Here is a 15,009-nt window from a genome sequence, read left to right as displayed (position 1 = left end):
AGTTACAAAACCCCATACCGATATGCGTTATACAGGTGCTGGTGAACATCATCAGTGGCCTAGTGCCATTGTGCGCGCAGAACAATAAGAATCGGAGGGGACCACTCGTGAAGAGCCTGTTGTATCCGGCCATCGCGCTGATGAATCGATTGAGCTTCGGGATGAAGTTCAGCCTGATCAGTATCCTGTTTTTCCTGCCCATGCTGGTGACCAACTACTATCTGGTCCGCGATTCCTATGCGAAGTTCCACGCCACCCAGGTCGAACTGCAGAGCCTTGAGCTGCTCGAGAGCAGTCTGGCCTTGCGGAGCGAGCTGGAGAGCCTGGGCAACCTGATGCAAATTAATGCCATTCTTGGCCAGTCGGGCAAGGCCGAGACGGTCGAGAAGCAGATCGCCGACCTGGAGCGACAGGTCCTGGGTCGGTTGTCGGGCCTTGCCGCCGTCACCGCCGATGAAGCGCAGGCCCGGGACTTTCACGACAAGCGCGACGAGATGCTCGCCCAGCTCAAGGCGGCGCAGGCGGAGTCGTCGTTGTTGAGCAAGGTCGCCATGCTGGACAAGGTACTGGGCCAGGCCCAAGTGCTGAGCAAGATGATCGCCAGCCAGGCCGGGCTCAGCCAGGACAGCGATTCGGCCATTCGCCAGCTCAGCGAACTGATGACCACCGTCACCCCGCAAGTCACCCAGACCCTGGGCGAAGGCCGGGCCATGGGCGCTTACTCACTGGGCCAGGGCTTCCTCAATTCGGCGACCAGTACCCGTTTCGAGGATTTGCTACTGCGCCTGGACAAGCTCGCCGCCGACTATGCGCTCAGGCTTCAGGATGCCCTGGCCACCGAGCCCGGGGTCCAGGTGCGCCTGGGCAGTCTGGCGGCCAGCAGCCAGGCGTCGTTGAAAGCGGCCAGCGACCTGTTCGAAGAGCAGGTGGTGATGGCCGATACCCTCGACGCGCCGTGGTCGGCCTTCTATCAGCAGGTCAGTGGCCTGATGGCGCAGACCTATGCCCTGAATACCGCCACCGGTGAGTTCCTCGACCAGCAATTGCAGCAGCGCCTGGGCGAGCACCGCCTGCACATGATCCTGCTGGTGTCGGCCCTGGCTTGTGTGTTCCTGCTCATCGTCTACCTCTACGGCGGCTTCTATGCCTCGACCCGGCATACCCTCAAGTCGCTGGGCGCGGTGATGGACAAGGTGGCTGCCGGTGACATGACGGTGAATTTCAAGCCCGACAGCCGTGATGAGCTGGGCGAGCTGGGGCAGGTGTTCAACGGCACGGTACAGCGGATTCACGACCTGATCGAGCAGGTCGGCCACACCGTGGTCGAGGTCGAGCGCCAGGCCGAGCAAGTGCATGCGGTGTCGGCGCGCAGCAACCAGGCCGTCAGTGGCCAGCGCGGGCAGATCGAACAGGTGGCCACCGCCATGAACCAGATGTCGGCCACGGCGCAAGAGGTGGCGCGCAGTGCCGCCGCGGCGGTCAGCAGCGCCCACAGCGTCAACCAGGAGACCGTCAGCGGTCGCGGCCTGGTCGAGTCCCAGCAAGGCAATATTGCCCGCCTGGCCGGTGAAATCGATCAGTCGGTGGTGGTCATCAACCAGCTGGCCAGTGACAGCCAGGCGATCAGCCGGGTGCTGGAAGTGATCAAGAGCATTGCCGAGCAGACCAACCTGCTGGCCCTCAACGCTGCCATCGAGGCCGCCCGTGCCGGGGAGCAGGGGCGCGGTTTTGCCGTGGTGGCCGACGAAGTGCGGACCCTGGCCAAGCGTACCCAGCATTCGACCGAAGAAATCGAACAGATGATCTCGCGCCTGCAGGGTGGAGTCGGGGCGGCAGTCAAGGCCATGGATGCCAGCCATCAGGTGGCGGCCGGTACCGTCAGCCAGTCGCAGCAGGTCCAGCAGGCCCTGGCGAACATTCTTGGCGCGATCGGCAGCATCGTCGACCAGAACCAGCAGATCGCCGCCGCCGTGGAGCAGCAGACCGCCGTGGCCCATGACATCGACCAGAACATCGTCGAGATCAACCGCGCGGCCGAGCACACCACCCAAGGGGCGCACCAGACCGAGGATGCCAGCCTGCAGCTGTCGGCCCAGGTTCTGGAGCTGAAGCGCCTGATCGGCGCGTTCAGGGTCTGAGGCAGCGGTTGCTGAACTTTTCCACGCTGTGACAAAGTAGCGCCCTGACGGATTCCAGGGAGCCGGATGTGTCGGCAACGCTGCGGGTGTAGTCTCACCCTCACAGCAACGGAACCTCGAGTCCACGCGATTCGGCTCCCTCAGCATATTCACTGACGAGGTACAGACATTGGCCATCATCCATCCTAAAGTTCGCGGTTTTATCTGCACCACTACGCACCCGAAAGGTTGCGAGCTGAACGTACGTGATCAGATCGAAGCCACCCGCAAGCTGGGCGTGCGCGAGGATGGTCCGAAGAAGGTCCTGGTGATCGGTGCATCCAGTGGCTACGGCCTGGCAGCGCGCATCACCGCCGCTTTCGGCTTCAAGGCCGACACCCTGGGCGTGTTCTTCGAAAAGCCGGGTACCGAGACCAAGGCCGGCACTGCCGGTTGGTACAACGCCGCTGCTTTCGACAAATTCGCCAAGGCCGAAGGCCTGTACAGCAAGTCGATCAACGGTGACGCCTTCTCCGACGAAGCGCGGGCCAAGGTGATCGAACTGATCAAGAACGAAATGGGTGGCAAGGTCGACCTGGTGGTCTACTCGCTGGCCTCGCCGGTGCGCAAGCTGCCGCAGACCGGTGAGCTGGTGCGTTCGGCGCTCAAGCCGATCGGCCAGCCGTACAAGTCGACCGCCATCGACACCAACAAGGACACCATCATCGAGGCGTCCATCGAGCCGGCCACCGAGCAGGAAATCGCCGACACCGTGACCGTCATGGGCGGCCAGGACTGGCAGCTGTGGATCGACGCCCTGGCGGGCGCCGGTGTGCTGGCCGAGGGTGCACGCACTGTTGCCTTCAGCTACATCGGTACCGAAATCACCTGGCCGATCTACTGGCACGGCGCCCTGGGCCAGGCCAAGCAGGACCTGGACGAAACCGCACTGCGCCTGGACAAGAAACTGGCCGGCGAGATCAAGGGCGGCGCCAACGTGGCGGTGCTCAAGTCGGTGGTCACCCAGGCCAGTTCGGCCATCCCGGTGATGCCACTGTACCTGTCGATGGTCTTCAAGATCATGCAGGAAAAAGGCGTGCACGAAGGCACCCAGGATCAGCTGGACCGCATGTTCCGCGATCGTCTGTACCGTGCCGACGGTGCGCCGGCAGCCGTGGACGAGAAAGCCCGCCTGCGCCTGGACGACTGGGAACTGCGCGACGACGTGCAGGACGCCTGCAAGGCCATGTGGCCGCAAGTGACCACCGAGAACCTGTTCGATCTGACCGACTATGCAGGCTACAAGAAGCAGTTCCTCAACCTGTTCGGTTTCGAGCGTCAGGATGTTGACTATGACGCCGATGTTGCCACCGACGTACGGTTCGACTGCGTCGAGCTGTAAGTAAGCCCGCCTAAGGCCTTGTTGCCGCACCTGTTTTTGCGCAGGTGCGGCAGCCGTCTCAGGTCTTTAACACAATTTGAAACAACTCCGCCTCTGGCCATTTGATATCCCCTCGGCCGCCTGTTCTATACCACTCCCTACATGCCCTGTTTTAACCGCCGGGTTCATCGGGAGGCTTCATGAGTGGACTGCAAAAACTAAAAGAGCGGATCAGGCAAAAGGGCCTGCAAAAGACCCTGAAAACCCTGTGCGAGCGCTACATTTTCTTCCATTGGGAACTGCTGTGGATGGAGCGTGACCTGGTCAGCCCCGTGCCGCCGCACAGGTTGCGCGACCACCCGCCGGTACGCCGAGTGGACATCACGCCCGAGAATGCCGATGCCTTTGCCCGCTACTTTGGCGACCGCGTGCAAACCATGCGTGAGCTGGCCGCCGAGGGCCATACCGGGCACATGTACCTGGATGAGAAGGGCGATGCCGTGGCGTTTATCTTCGGCAGCATGCGCGATTATCACGACCGCCATTACTACGGCTGTACCTTCCCGGTAAAACCCGGCGAATTCTTCGAATTCGGCGGTGAAATGACCCGCGCCTACTTCGGTACCCGGCTGTCGGTGGATGCCCAGGTCGCCCTGTGGGACGCCATGCGCGCCAAGGGCTGTACCCGGGTGGTGGACGTCTGTGAAACCCACAACATCCCGGCGCTCAAGCTGCATATCCGCATGGGCTATCACGAGCAGGGCCGGGTGATGCATGTGTATGGCCTGTTCGGACGCTGGCGTTTGTTCCGTGAAACCCGCTACGATGGCTCTCGCCTTGACGACCTGCGCAAGGTCCCGGCGCCGCGGGTAGCGGCCTCGGCATTAGAGGGTCGATGAGCAGTCTCGAAGCCTTTCCCCCCCTGGCTGTATCCAGCAACAGCGGACAAGCCTTTCGTGAAGTCGCCGCCGATGGTTATGCCCTCGGCGGCTTCAGCTGGCGCCACGGTGTGCCGGATCCGGCGCGCCCGGTGGTGATCATCAATGCCGCCACCTCCGTGCGCTGCAGCTACTACTCACGCTTTGCCCAGTACCTGTTCGACCGCGGTTTCGATGTCATCACCTATGACTATCGGGGCATCGGCGAGTCGCGTCCGGCGCGCATGCGCGATTTCAACGCCTCCTGGACCGACTGGGGGGCGCTGGATTTCGAAGCCATGCTGGGGCGTGCCGCGCGCGAGTTCCCCGGGCAGCCGGTCGATGCGGTCGGGCACAGCTTTGGCGGGTGTGCGGCGGGGCTGGCGGCCTCGGCCGGTCGCTTGCGTCGGCTGGTCACGGTCGGTGCGCAGTTCGCCTACTGGCGTGATTACGCCCCGGACAGCCGTTGGCAGCTGATTGGCAAATGGCATGTGCTGATGCCGTTGCTGACCCGTGTGTTCGGCTATTTTCCCGGCAAGCGCCTGGGCTGGCTGGAGGACACCCCGGCCGGGGTGGTCAAGGACTGGAGCACGATGACGGCGGCCTATGAGCAGCGCCCCAGCGGCAAGGCGCTGGCCGAGCTGCCGTTTGCCCGGGTCAGGGCGCAGACCCTGGCCATCAGCCTGACTGACGACCCGTTCGGCACGGTGCCGGCCATCGAGCGGCTGCTGCGCTACTTCGAATCGAGCACGCGCAGTCATTTGCGCATCGCGCCTGTCGACATCGACGAGACGCAGATCGGCCACTTCGCCTTTTTCCACAAGCGCTTCGAAACCCGGCTCTGGCCAATTGCCTTGCAGTGGCTGCAACAGGGGCAACTGGCCGACGGGACGCCCGGGCGGCTGTCGAGCCTTACTTGAGGGTAAGCGGCTGGGCGTTGAACTTGACCCCGGCAAGGCCGTGCTTGATCAGGGCACGGATGTTGCCGTGGTCGCTGCCTTCAGGCGTCGCCAGTACCGAACGATAGTGCTCGCCGAAGGCCAGCAGCGCTTCCTGATCGCTCAGGCCTTCGAGCAGGGCCAGGCCCAGGGTCTTGCAGGAACCTTCGTTCTGCCCGGCGGCGTTTTCCACGCCGCCGTTGTTGAAGGCTTGTGGCTGGTAGTCATAGTGCGCTGCGATGAACGCCAGGGTGTCGGCAAAGACGTGCTCGCCGCTGGCCAGGCTGCTACGCAGGGTGTTCAGGTCAGTCATGGGGTTTTCCTTTGGCGAACGCCGCTTGTTGTTCGGCGCTGGCTTCTTTCTGGTAGTGGGCTTTCCATTCGGCGTAGGGCATGCCGTAGACCACTTCGCGGGCCTCGTCCATGCTCAGTTCGATCTGCTGCTCGTCGGCGGCGGCCTTGTACCACTTGGACAGGCAGTTGCGGCAGAAGCCTGCAAGGTTCATCAGGTCGATGTTCTGCACATCCTTGCGGCTGTCCAGGTGGGCGACCAGCCGGCGGAAGGCGGCGGCTTCGAGTTCGAGTTTTTGCTGGGCGTTCATGGTCATTCTCGTGACAAGGACAATTCAGTCTACCGCGATGCGGTTCTTCAGATGGCGGCCACCGTTGATGACCACATTGCTGCCAGTGCTGTACTGGCTTTCGAGCAGGAAGCGCACCGCCTCGATCAGCGGCCGGGCGCCGGGTTCGAACTCCAGCAGGGCCTTTTTCAGGGTCTGCTGGCGATAGGCTTCGTCGCTGTTTTCCTTGAGGATCAACAGCCCCGGCAGGATGGCGTTGACCCTGACCACCGGCGCGTATTTCTCGGCGAAGGACAGCACCATGTTCTGTAGCGCGGCCTTGGTGGCGGCATAGCCGATATGGCTCTTGCTGCCACGCGAGGAGGTCTCGTCGCAGATGTGGATGATATCGGCCTTGTCCATCTTGAGCAGTTGTTCGCCCAGCGCCAGGTTCAGGTGATAGGGCGCCTCGACGTGCAGCTTGAACATGGTGTTGAGGTTGTCCAGATCGTCGTCGAGCCACAGCGAGGCATTGTGGACGATCGCCCGCAGGCCGTCGTAGTTGTGCGTCAGGTGGTCGATCAGGGCCAGGCGGTCCTGCTCCAGGCACAGGTCGGCCTGGAACTGGATGATGTTCGGGTGCGCGGCTTCGGGTGTTTTGCTACGACTGGCGCTGACTACGGTATGGCCGGCCTGCGCCAGGTTCAGGGCCAGGGCCAGCCCGACTCGCTGGCTGGCTCCGGTGACAAGAATTGGGCTGTTCATGGTGGGGGCGGTCAACTTTCACAGGTTCGCTGGGATAACCCCCAGCATACCCGAACTAGGCCGGGTTGCGTGCGCCCTGCGGCCTTGAAGGGCGGCGCGGGGCATTGAGCCAGCCGGCCAGCAGACGGGTCGACAGGGGAATGAAGAAATACACCATCAACGGGGTCAGCCCCAGGGTGCTGAGCAGCACGCGCGGCACCAGGTCCAGGGCCGCCAGCCAGTGGCCGAACAGCAGGTTGAACAGCAACGAGACCGGAAAAAAGGCCAGCCAGATCGCCACTGCCTGCTTCCAGCGTGGCGGGCGTTGCACCGGATTGGTGCCGAACCAGCCTTCCAGGCCACTGGCGCGCAGCTCCAGGGGTTGCTCGAACAGGCCGTTGCCGCGCGCCAGCCAGGCCTTGCGCGAGGCCGAGTGTTCCCAGGCCTGCATGGTCTGCTCGTTGGCGAAGCGGAAGATGATCTGGAACTCGTCGCCCTGGGGCGGCGGGGCGAGGACGCCCGAGCCCAGGTAGCCGGTGAAGTCGGTGGCCAGCTGTTCGCCTTCATTGAGCCAGGCCATCAGGTCCTGGTAGCGGCCATCGGCGACGCGGCGCGTCACCATCAGGGTAACGGGAGGGGTAGACATTGTGTATCTCCTGGCAACCGGGCATGGCGGGTGGCCTGCCCATGAAATGCCGCCCGGGGTGGTGGGCGGCATTTGCTTGCATGCAAAAAACGGGCGCGGATTATTGCTGAATTAACCTGACCCGTCAGTGCTGGCACGGGAGTAGCGTCAGGGAAAACCCCAATAGTGCTGTTTCCACTCCCCGGAGTAGAATGCCCCTTGACCCCTGACTCGTGGTTTCCCGGCAATGATTGAACCTGCCCACGCTTCGTTGAAACCTGGCGATCTCGATCACGAGGAGCTGTTTCCCATTCGCGAAGTGTCTCGCCTGACCGGTATCAACCCGGTGACCCTGCGTGCCTGGGAGCGCCGTTATGGGTTGATTCAACCGACACGCACCGAAAGTGGGCATCGCCTCTATTCCCAGGCCGACATCGACGAAGTGCGCAACATCCTCGGCTGGATCGAGCGCGGCGTGGCGGTCAGCAAGGTCGGCAAGATCCTCGCCCGCAGCCACAGCCTCAAGGCTACGGTCGAACCTGCTGGCAACCCGGTTGCCCAGAACGACTGGAAGCAGTGGCAGCTGCAATTGCGCCAGGCGGTGCGCGCCTTCGATGAGCCGCGCCTGGCACAGGTCTATGGCCAGATATTCAGCAATTACCCACTGCTGGTGGCCTTCCAGGACGTGATCATGCCGGTCTGGCAGGAGCTGCGCTGCACCCAGGAGGCCTTTGGCCTGACCAGTGAATGGCTATTTCTCGACACCTTCCTGCGCGGGCGGGTGCTCCAGCGTTTGCAGCTGGCCGCCGAGCAGCAGGAAGTTCGGGTGGTGCTGGCGGCAATGCCCGGGCATTGCCGGGAGCTGGAGTTGTTGGTGACCGCCCTGATGCTGGGCACCAGCGAAATCGCCGTGACGGTGCTGGGCCTGGGGCAACCGCTCGAAGAGCTGGGCCTGGTGTGCGAGCGCATGGCTCCCCATGCCCTGGTGTTGTTCTCCAATCATCCGCCGGCGCTGGACCTGCCCAAGCGCCTGGCGCGTCTGGCCCTGGCACTGGAATGCCCGTTGTTACTGGCGGGGGAGGCGGCGGACCTGGCCCAGGACAGCCTGATTGGCTCGCAGGTGGCGTGCCTTGGCAGCGAAGGGCGCTTGATGCGCCGTCGCCTGCAGCAATACCTGGCCGGTCACCTGGACAGTTGAGGGTGCAGCTCCGGGTGAGCCAGGCGGTGAGCCTGGAGAATGTATTCGCGTAGCCGCTCGATTTCCTGCGGCAGGCTCTGGCACAGGTTGTAGGCGGCCAGGCTTTCGCCAGTGCGGCGTTGCAGCGTGCCGTGCAGGGCAATCGGCGCGGTATTGTCGGGGGAAAACCAGAGGTCGAACGCCTTGGGCGGCTCAGGCTGGTCACGCACTTCGAGCAGCACGCCCTTGAACGAGATTTCCCGGACCCACAGCCCTACACTCAGGCCCAGCTCGTCTTCCAGCGCCACCGGGGTGTCCAGGGTCAGCCGCCAGGGGCGGACCATGGGGCCTTCCTCATAGATGTTGGGTGCGCCCAGTTGCAGGTGCAGGGAATGGAACTCGTCTTCGACCAGTTGCAGCGGAAAGGTCATCTGATGGTTGTCGAACTGCGCCTGCAGGGTGACCTGCTCCTGGGCGATCAGCTGGGTCAGCAGGTCTTTGATCTCAGTGCCGCCATTGACCAGCATGCGCGACACCGACTCAGCCATGACGGGCTGAGGCGAATGCTGCATGGACCGGATGAAATCCAGCTCATCCTGGGTCAGGAGGGCATCTGCTTGCATGGTCGAACTCGACGTATCAATCGTGATTTACGTTTCTTCACCGTCATGGACAAGTAAACGGCAGATTGGTTTTTACCGTTCGTCGCTTTCCAGTTCGGCGATGCGCGCCCTGGCCTGGGCCAGTTCGCGTTCCAGTTCGATGACACGCTGTTCGGCTTCGACCTGGCGGCTGACATTTTTCTGGATGCCGATGAAGTACTTCAACTGGTCGGCTTCGTTGTACACCGGGGTGATCGACAGCTCGTTCCAGAACATGCTGCCGTCCTTGCGGTAGTTGCGCAGGATTTCCCGGCTCGGCTGGCCGCTGCGGATCGCCTCGCGGATCAGCGCCCGCGGGGCCTGGTCGCGGTCATCGTTCTGCAGGAAGCGGCAGTCGCGGTAGAGGATGTCGTTGGCCTGGTAACCGGTCAGGCGCTCGAAGGCCGGGTTTACGTAGATCAGGATGGTATCGTCGTCGCCTTCCTGTTCGGCGACCACGATGCCGTCGTTGGAGGCATCGATCATGCGTTGCAGCAGTTTGGCGTTGATCATCAAGGCGGTCCGCAAGGGCAGGGTGTGGGTACGGCGGGGTGATTCTAGAGGATTGGCCGATGGTCTACACCTCAAGAATGAGGCCTTTTGCCAGTGTCCGATGTTAGTATCCTACGTTTTTACTCAGCTTCGGAATCCACTATGAAAGTCGCCATCCTATCCGGTTCGGTCTACGGCACGGCCGAAGAAGTCGCACGGCATGCCGAGTCGCTGCTCAAGGCTGCAGGCTTCGAGGCCTGGCACGCTGCTCGCGCCACCTTGCAAGACCTGCAGGGCTTTGCCCCTGACGCCTTCCTGGCGGTGACCTCGACCACCGGCATGGGTGAGCTGCCCGACAACCTGCTGCCGTTGTTCAGCGAAATCCGCGATGTGCTGCCCGCTGCCTGGCGCGGCCTGCCGGGCGCGGTGATCGGCCTGGGCGATTCCAGCTATGGCGATACCTTCTGTGGCGGTGGCGAACAGATGCGTGAGCTGTTCGCCGAGCTGGGCCTGAACGAAGTGCAGCCGATGCTGCGCCTGGACGCCAGCGAAACCGTCACCCCGGAAACCGACGCCGAACCCTGGCTGAACGAGCTGATCGGCAACCTGCGCGGCTGATCACACGGGCGCCGGCTGCTCGCGCAGCAATTGCAGCCAGGCTTGGGCGGCCCGTGACAGGTAGGCGCCCTGGCGCCAGATGAAGGCGATGTCCCAGCGCAGGTCGGTGGGCTCGCTCAGGGTCAGGCGTACTACGCCGGGGCGTTCCAGGCCGCGGGCGACCACCCGGGGCAACAGCACCACGCCTTGCCCCGCCGCCACCAGCGCGGCCAGGAAGTCGGCCTGACCGCTGCGCCCGCCTTCCCGGGGGGTGAATCCCAACTGCTGGCAGGCGCTGAGCAGACGGTCGTTGAGCACGAAACTGCGCTGGTACAGCAGGAACGGTGTGTCGGCCAATTGTCCCAGGCTGACCTGGCCGGCACCGGCCAGGGGATGGCCGGTGGGCAGCAGCGCATCGAGGGGTTCATTGCAGAACGGCTGGAAGGCGAACGCCGGGTCGCTCGGCGTCAGGCTGCCGCCCAGCTCCAGCTCACCACTTTGCACCGCCTGCTCCACGCTGCGGCTGCCCCCTTCGAGCAAGTGAATGCTGATATTCGGGTAACGCCTGCGGTATTCGGCGAACAACCCGGCGAACAGCGCGTCACTACCCAGCAGCGGCAGGCCCAGGCGCAATTCGCCACGGCCCAGCTGGCTCAGGTCGTCGAGTTCGTTGTGTAGCTCCTGGCGCAGGCGCAGCATGGCCTCGCCGCGTTCCAGGACGATTCTGCCGGCGGCGGTCAGGTGCAGGTGCGAGCCTTGGCGTTCGAGCAAGGCCGTGCCCAGGTCCTGTTCCAGCTGGGCCACCTGTTTGCTCACCGCCGACTGGCTGATGTGCAGGGTCTGGGCGGCCTGGGTGAATCCGCCGCGGTGGATCACTTCGATAAAACTGCGCAGTTGTTTGAATTCCATGGCTTCGATTCCATTGTGGAATGGCATCAAGTCTAACAATTCGCTTTTGGCGTAGGGGGCGTACTTCTAGAATAAAGGCCTGAAGAGGTCCCCCACGATGAAGCCTGCATCCCTCAAACGATTCCTGCGCCTGCTCACCGAGCTGGCGGTCTTTCTTGCGCTCTATATGTTCGGTGGCCAGCTGGCAGCCTGGCTGGGCTGGCCGATCCCCGGCGGTGTCATGGGCCTGGCCCTGTTGCTGCTGTTGTTCGCCCTGGGCTGGCTGAAGCCGGCCACTTTGCAACTGGGCGCGGGCCTGTTGATGGCCGAGATGCTGCTGTTCTTCATTCCGGCACTGATGAGCCTGCTCGACTACGGCAGCCTGCTGCGTGACGAAGGCTGGCGCATCCTCCTGGTGATTGGCGTCAGTACCCTGATGGTCATGGTGCTGACGGCGGTGACGGTGGAAGGCGTGTGCCGCTGGAGGATGCGTCATGACGCTTGAGCCCATGTCGCTGTTCTGGCTGGCGCTGACCTTGCTGGCGTACCTGGGCAGCCGCTGGCTGTACCGGCGCACCGGCCGTTACCTGTTGTCGCCGCTGATCCTGGTGCCGGCCGTGCTGCTGGCGATCGCCGTACCCCTGCACACCGCCTATGCCGAATATTCGCGCAACACCCATTGGTTGATGTCGGTGCTGGGGCCGGTGACGGTGGCCTTCGCCGTGCCGATCTGGCAACAGCGTGCCCTGCTGGCGCGGCACTGGCCGGCACTGACCCTGGGCATGCTGGTGGGCAGTGCTGCGTCCATCGGCAGCTCCTGGGGCCTGGCCCATCTGCTGGCGCTGGATAATGCGGTGAGCCTGTCGCTGCTGCCGCGTTCGATCACCACGCCCTTTGCCATGCCATTGGCCCGCGACCTGGGCGGGGTGCCGGAACTGACGGCGGTGTTCGTGATGTTTACCGGGGTACTGGGCGCGATGTTCGGCGGGGTGCTGCTCAAGTTCCTGCCGCTGCGCACGCCTTTGGCCCGTGGCGCGCTGTTCGGGGTCGGAGCCCATGGCGCCGGGGTCAGCCGGGCCCACGAAGTCGGTGGCGAAGAGGGCTCGGTGGCCGGGCTGGTGATGGTCCTGACCGGGCTGCTGAACCTGTTCGCAGCGCCGCTTTTGACCTTGATGGTGTGACGCACTGCGCCAATTGGCCACCTGACTCGTAAGGTCAATAAGCTGGCTGCCAATGCAACTTCCCTTTGACCGTGTGCTGACTAGACTGTTTCCCCAGTAGAGCACACGAATGTGCCGAGGTGATTGCAATGATCGCTACCGCTGCCTTGCCCAACACCCCACACATCCACTCACCGGGAGCATGCTGATGCCCCTGGCCGAGATTCCATTGTGCGTCTGGCGGACCCGGGGCCTGAATTTCTCGTTCCGCGGCCAGAGCATCCGCTACTGGACGGCAGGGCAAGGTGAGCCGCTGCTGCTTATCCACGGATTTCCCACCGCAAGCTGGGATTGGCACTACCTGTGGGCGCCACTGGCCCAGCGTTACCGGGTGATTGCCTGTGACATGCTCGGTTTTGGCGATTCGGCCAAGCCGGTGCATCACGACTACAGCCTGATCGAGCAGGCCGATCTGCAGCAGGCCTTGCTCGCACACCTGCAGGTTGACCGACCGGTGCACCTGCTGGGCCATGACTATGGTGACAGCGTCGCCCAGGAATTGCTGGCTCGCCACCATGAAGGTCGCGCACAGGTTGCCAGTTGCGTATTCCTCAATGGTGGCCTGTTTCCCGAGCGGCACCGCGCGCTGCTGATCCAGAAACTGCTGCTCAGTCGCCTGGGCTGGTTGGTGGGGCGCTCGTTCGGGCGCGATGACCTGGTGCGCAACGTCACCCAGGTCTATGGCCCCTGCACCCATCCCAGCGAAAGCGCCCTGGATGATTACTGGAGCCTGATCGCCGCCAACCAGGGCACGCGGATCCTGCACAAGCTGGTCGGCTATGTGCTCGAGCGGGTGGCGCACCGGGAGCGTTGGGTCGGTGCCCTGCAACAGGAGGGCGTGCCGTTGCGCTTTATCAACGGTGCGGTCGATCCGGTGTCGGGCGCGCACATGCTCGAACGCTACCAGGAACTTGTGCCGCATCCCGATACCGTGCTGTTGCAAGGCATCGGCCATTACCCGCACACCGAGTCGCCGGTGCAGGTCCTGCGCCACTACCTGGCGTTTCGCGAGCAGCCTATGGCACAGATTCCACAGAAAGTCGCCTGGTCCTGAAGGGTCGGGCCTGCCCATCATCCGTTGACCTTATCGCCTGCCATTCACCCCGTGCCCGCTTGATTGTGTGTCGGCCGGGCCTGGCCGACACTCGGGCATCCCTTGCCGGTTTCCCTGGAGTGTTGAGCATGAACGATTCGGTGCGCCTGGACGATAAAGTGGTGATCGTGACTGGAGCGGGCGGCGGCCTGGGGCGTGCCCATGCCTTGCTGTTCGCCCGTCACGGCGCCCGGGTGGTGGTCAATGACCTGGGCGGCTCGACCCATGGCGAAGGCGCCAGCGCCTCTGCGGCCGACCGGGTGGTGGCGCAGATTCGCGAAGCCGGCGGCACGGCGGTGGCCAGCCACGACTCGGTGACCGATGGCCAGCATATCGTCGAGCAGGCGCTGGATACCTTCGGGCGGGTCGATGTGCTGATCAACAACGCCGGCATCCTGCGCGACAAGACCTTCCACAAGATGGAAGACAGCGATTGGGACCAGGTCTACCAGGTGCACGTGGAAGGGGCCTACAAGGTGACCCGCGCTGCCTGGCCACATCTGCGCGAGCAGAACTGGGGGCGGGTGGTGTTCACCGCGTCGACGTCGGGGATCTACGGCAATTTCGGCCAGGCCAACTATGGCATGGCCAAGCTGGGGCTCTACGGCCTGACCCGGACCCTGGCCATCGAAGGCCGCAAGCACGGCATCCTGGTCAATGCCATCGCACCCACTGGCGGTACGCGCATGACCGAAGGACTGATTCCGCCCCAGGTGTTCGAACAACTCAAGCCTGAACTGGTCAGCCCTCTGGTGGTGTTCCTCGGCAGCGAGCAATGCCAGGACAGCGGTGGCCTGTACGAAGTCGGTGGCGGCTGGATCGGCAAGGTGCGCTGGGAGCGTAGTTTGGGCGTGGGGTTCAACCCGCACCAGGGCTTTGCCCCGGAGGATGTGGCGGCCAACTGGCAGCACATCGGCGATTTCAGCGAGGCCGTGCATCCGCGCGACAGCCTGGAGGCGCTGCAACAGATGATGGCCAATTTGCAGGCACACGCTCGCGGCTGAGGCGCGCCTGAGGTTGTGGCCGGCCAGGCAACCTGCCTATGCTGGGCGGCCACGATCGATACAGGAGTACAGCGGATGTACGAGTCCAGGACCGAAGCGGTCATTTCGCCCCGGCAGTTTCGTTATCGCCTGATGTGGCATGGCCTTGGCGCCGGCTTGTTGCTGGTTGGCTCGATCCTGTTCGGGGTGCTGGGGCACCTGTACTTCGAGCCGCACATCCCCCTGCACGATGCCATCTTCAACGCCACCTTGCTGCTGGGCGGGGTAGGGCCGGTGATCCTGCCCGAGAGCGTTGGCGGCAAGCTCTTCTTTGCTGGCTACGGCTTGTATGTCGGGCTGGTGTTTGTCGCCAGCATCGGTTTGATCCTGGCGCCGGTCGCCCATCGCGTGTTGCATCGCTTTCACTTTGACGACGGCGGTGATGACTGATCGCTAGGCATGAACAAGGTTCTTCACGGAATTCTGGAGGCTATGATCCTTGGGCTTGGGGGCTGAGGTTGCGAGCTTATCCATTCCATGCGGCGACGCTGCCGGCCCTTTCCGCCCTTACGGCGGCCTACTTTTCTCTTGGGAAAAGTAGGCAAAACCGCTTGCTCCTGCATCCGGCCCTACGCT

General features: G+C 63.5%; 18 protein-coding genes and 1 pseudogene. 12 read left to right on the top strand and 7 right to left on the bottom strand.

Annotated features, from left to right (window positions below; translation table 11 throughout):
* Positions 1-140: 140 nt before the first annotated feature.
* From M2D63_RS06545 to M2D63_RS06525, 5 genes and pseudogenes are all read left to right on the top strand, one after another.
* A pseudogene (locus M2D63_RS06545) lies at positions 141-1,283 on the top strand (HAMP domain-containing protein); the annotation flags it as partial.
* A 141-nt stretch (positions 1,284-1,424) separates the two neighbouring features.
* Positions 1,425-2,138: a methyl-accepting chemotaxis protein gene (locus M2D63_RS06540; RefSeq protein WP_405309317.1), complete on the top strand. Its 714-nt coding sequence runs from the start codon at positions 1,425-1,427 to the stop codon at positions 2,136-2,138.
* Positions 2,139-2,307: 169 nt separating this feature from the next.
* Positions 2,308-3,519, top strand: a complete 1,212-nt coding sequence (gene fabV, locus M2D63_RS06535) for an enoyl-ACP reductase FabV (protein WP_285862017.1) — start codon at positions 2,308-2,310, stop codon at positions 3,517-3,519.
* Between the two features lie 179 nt (positions 3,520-3,698).
* Complete coding sequence (locus tag M2D63_RS06530; RefSeq protein ID WP_285862015.1) at positions 3,699-4,397, top strand: GNAT family N-acetyltransferase; 699 nt, start codon at positions 3,699-3,701, stop codon at positions 4,395-4,397.
* Positions 4,394-5,335, top strand: coding sequence for an alpha/beta fold hydrolase (locus tag M2D63_RS06525; RefSeq protein ID WP_285862014.1), 942 nt, complete (start codon positions 4,394-4,396; stop codon positions 5,333-5,335). The genes M2D63_RS06530 and M2D63_RS06525 overlap by 4 nt, the downstream gene beginning before the upstream one ends.
* On the opposite strand, the gene M2D63_RS06520 is transcribed toward M2D63_RS06525, so the two are convergent.
* Genes M2D63_RS06520 through M2D63_RS06505 form a run of 4 tightly spaced genes read right to left on the bottom strand, consistent with a single transcriptional unit; the run spans position 5,328 to position 7,303 of the window.
* Complete coding sequence (locus tag M2D63_RS06520; protein WP_285862013.1) at positions 5,328-5,666, bottom strand: HopJ type III effector protein; 339 nt, start codon at positions 5,664-5,666, stop codon at positions 5,328-5,330. The two genes, M2D63_RS06525 and M2D63_RS06520, sit on opposite strands and share 8 nt — an antisense overlap.
* Entirely contained in the window at positions 5,659-5,955 is a 297-nt protein-coding gene (locus M2D63_RS06515; protein ID WP_285862011.1) for a DUF1244 domain-containing protein, read from the bottom strand. The genes M2D63_RS06520 and M2D63_RS06515 overlap by 8 nt, the downstream gene beginning before the upstream one ends.
* A gap of 24 nt (positions 5,956-5,979) precedes the next feature.
* Complete coding sequence (gene folM / locus M2D63_RS06510; protein ID WP_285862010.1) at positions 5,980-6,678, bottom strand: dihydromonapterin reductase; 699 nt, start codon at positions 6,676-6,678, stop codon at positions 5,980-5,982.
* A gap of 55 nt (positions 6,679-6,733) precedes the next feature.
* Complete coding sequence (locus M2D63_RS06505) at positions 6,734-7,303, bottom strand: antibiotic biosynthesis monooxygenase (RefSeq protein WP_285862008.1); 570 nt, start codon at positions 7,301-7,303, stop codon at positions 6,734-6,736.
* Positions 7,304-7,529: 226 nt separating this feature from the next.
* Here M2D63_RS06505 and M2D63_RS06500 point away from each other — a divergent pair, with 226 nt between their 5' ends.
* The gene (locus M2D63_RS06500; RefSeq protein WP_285862007.1) at positions 7,530-8,480 is read left to right on the top strand and encodes a MerR family transcriptional regulator; all 951 of its coding nucleotides are present in this window, start codon (positions 7,530-7,532) and stop codon (positions 8,478-8,480) included.
* On the opposite strand, the gene M2D63_RS06495 is transcribed toward M2D63_RS06500, so the two are convergent.
* Entirely contained in the window at positions 8,465-9,082 is a 618-nt protein-coding gene (locus M2D63_RS06495; protein WP_285862006.1) for a hypothetical protein, read from the bottom strand. The two genes, M2D63_RS06500 and M2D63_RS06495, sit on opposite strands and share 16 nt — an antisense overlap.
* A 72-nt stretch (positions 9,083-9,154) precedes the next feature.
* Positions 9,155-9,613, bottom strand: coding sequence for a PAS domain-containing protein (locus M2D63_RS06490; protein WP_285862004.1), 459 nt, complete (start codon positions 9,611-9,613; stop codon positions 9,155-9,157).
* 141 nt (positions 9,614-9,754) lie between these two features.
* Between M2D63_RS06490 and M2D63_RS06485 the strand changes: the two genes are divergently transcribed.
* Entirely contained in the window at positions 9,755-10,210 is a 456-nt protein-coding gene (locus tag M2D63_RS06485) for a flavodoxin (protein ID WP_285862003.1), read from the top strand.
* On the opposite strand, the gene M2D63_RS06480 is transcribed toward M2D63_RS06485, so the two are convergent.
* Complete coding sequence (locus M2D63_RS06480; protein ID WP_285862002.1) at positions 10,211-11,098, bottom strand: LysR family transcriptional regulator; 888 nt, start codon at positions 11,096-11,098, stop codon at positions 10,211-10,213. It lies immediately after the preceding gene.
* 97 nt (positions 11,099-11,195) lie between these two features.
* On the opposite strand from M2D63_RS06480, the gene M2D63_RS06475 reads away from it, so the two are divergent.
* The 5 genes from M2D63_RS06475 (at position 11,196) to M2D63_RS06455 (ending at position 14,823) form a co-directional block, all read left to right on the top strand.
* On the top strand, positions 11,196-11,582 hold the full coding sequence (locus tag M2D63_RS06475; protein ID WP_285862001.1) for a CidA/LrgA family protein: 387 nt from the start codon (positions 11,196-11,198) through the stop codon (positions 11,580-11,582).
* Complete coding sequence (locus M2D63_RS06470) at positions 11,572-12,258, top strand: LrgB family protein (protein WP_285862000.1); 687 nt, start codon at positions 11,572-11,574, stop codon at positions 12,256-12,258. Before M2D63_RS06475 ends, M2D63_RS06470 begins: the two co-directional genes overlap by 11 nt.
* 187 nt (positions 12,259-12,445) lie before the next feature.
* Complete coding sequence (locus M2D63_RS06465; RefSeq protein ID WP_285861999.1) at positions 12,446-13,351, top strand: alpha/beta fold hydrolase; 906 nt, start codon at positions 12,446-12,448, stop codon at positions 13,349-13,351.
* Between the two features lie 128 nt (positions 13,352-13,479).
* Complete coding sequence (locus tag M2D63_RS06460) at positions 13,480-14,394, top strand: SDR family oxidoreductase (RefSeq protein WP_285861998.1); 915 nt, start codon at positions 13,480-13,482, stop codon at positions 14,392-14,394.
* 75 nt (positions 14,395-14,469) lie between these two features.
* The gene (locus M2D63_RS06455) at positions 14,470-14,823 is read left to right on the top strand and encodes a hypothetical protein (protein WP_285861997.1); all 354 of its coding nucleotides are present in this window, start codon (positions 14,470-14,472) and stop codon (positions 14,821-14,823) included.
* Positions 14,824-15,009: the final 186 nt, after the last annotated feature.

It is taken from the genome of Pseudomonas sp. BJa5 (assembly GCF_030272875.2).
GTDB lineage: Bacteria > Pseudomonadota > Gammaproteobacteria > Pseudomonadales > Pseudomonadaceae > Aquipseudomonas.
This window is presented reverse-complemented; position numbering and strand designations above follow the sequence as displayed.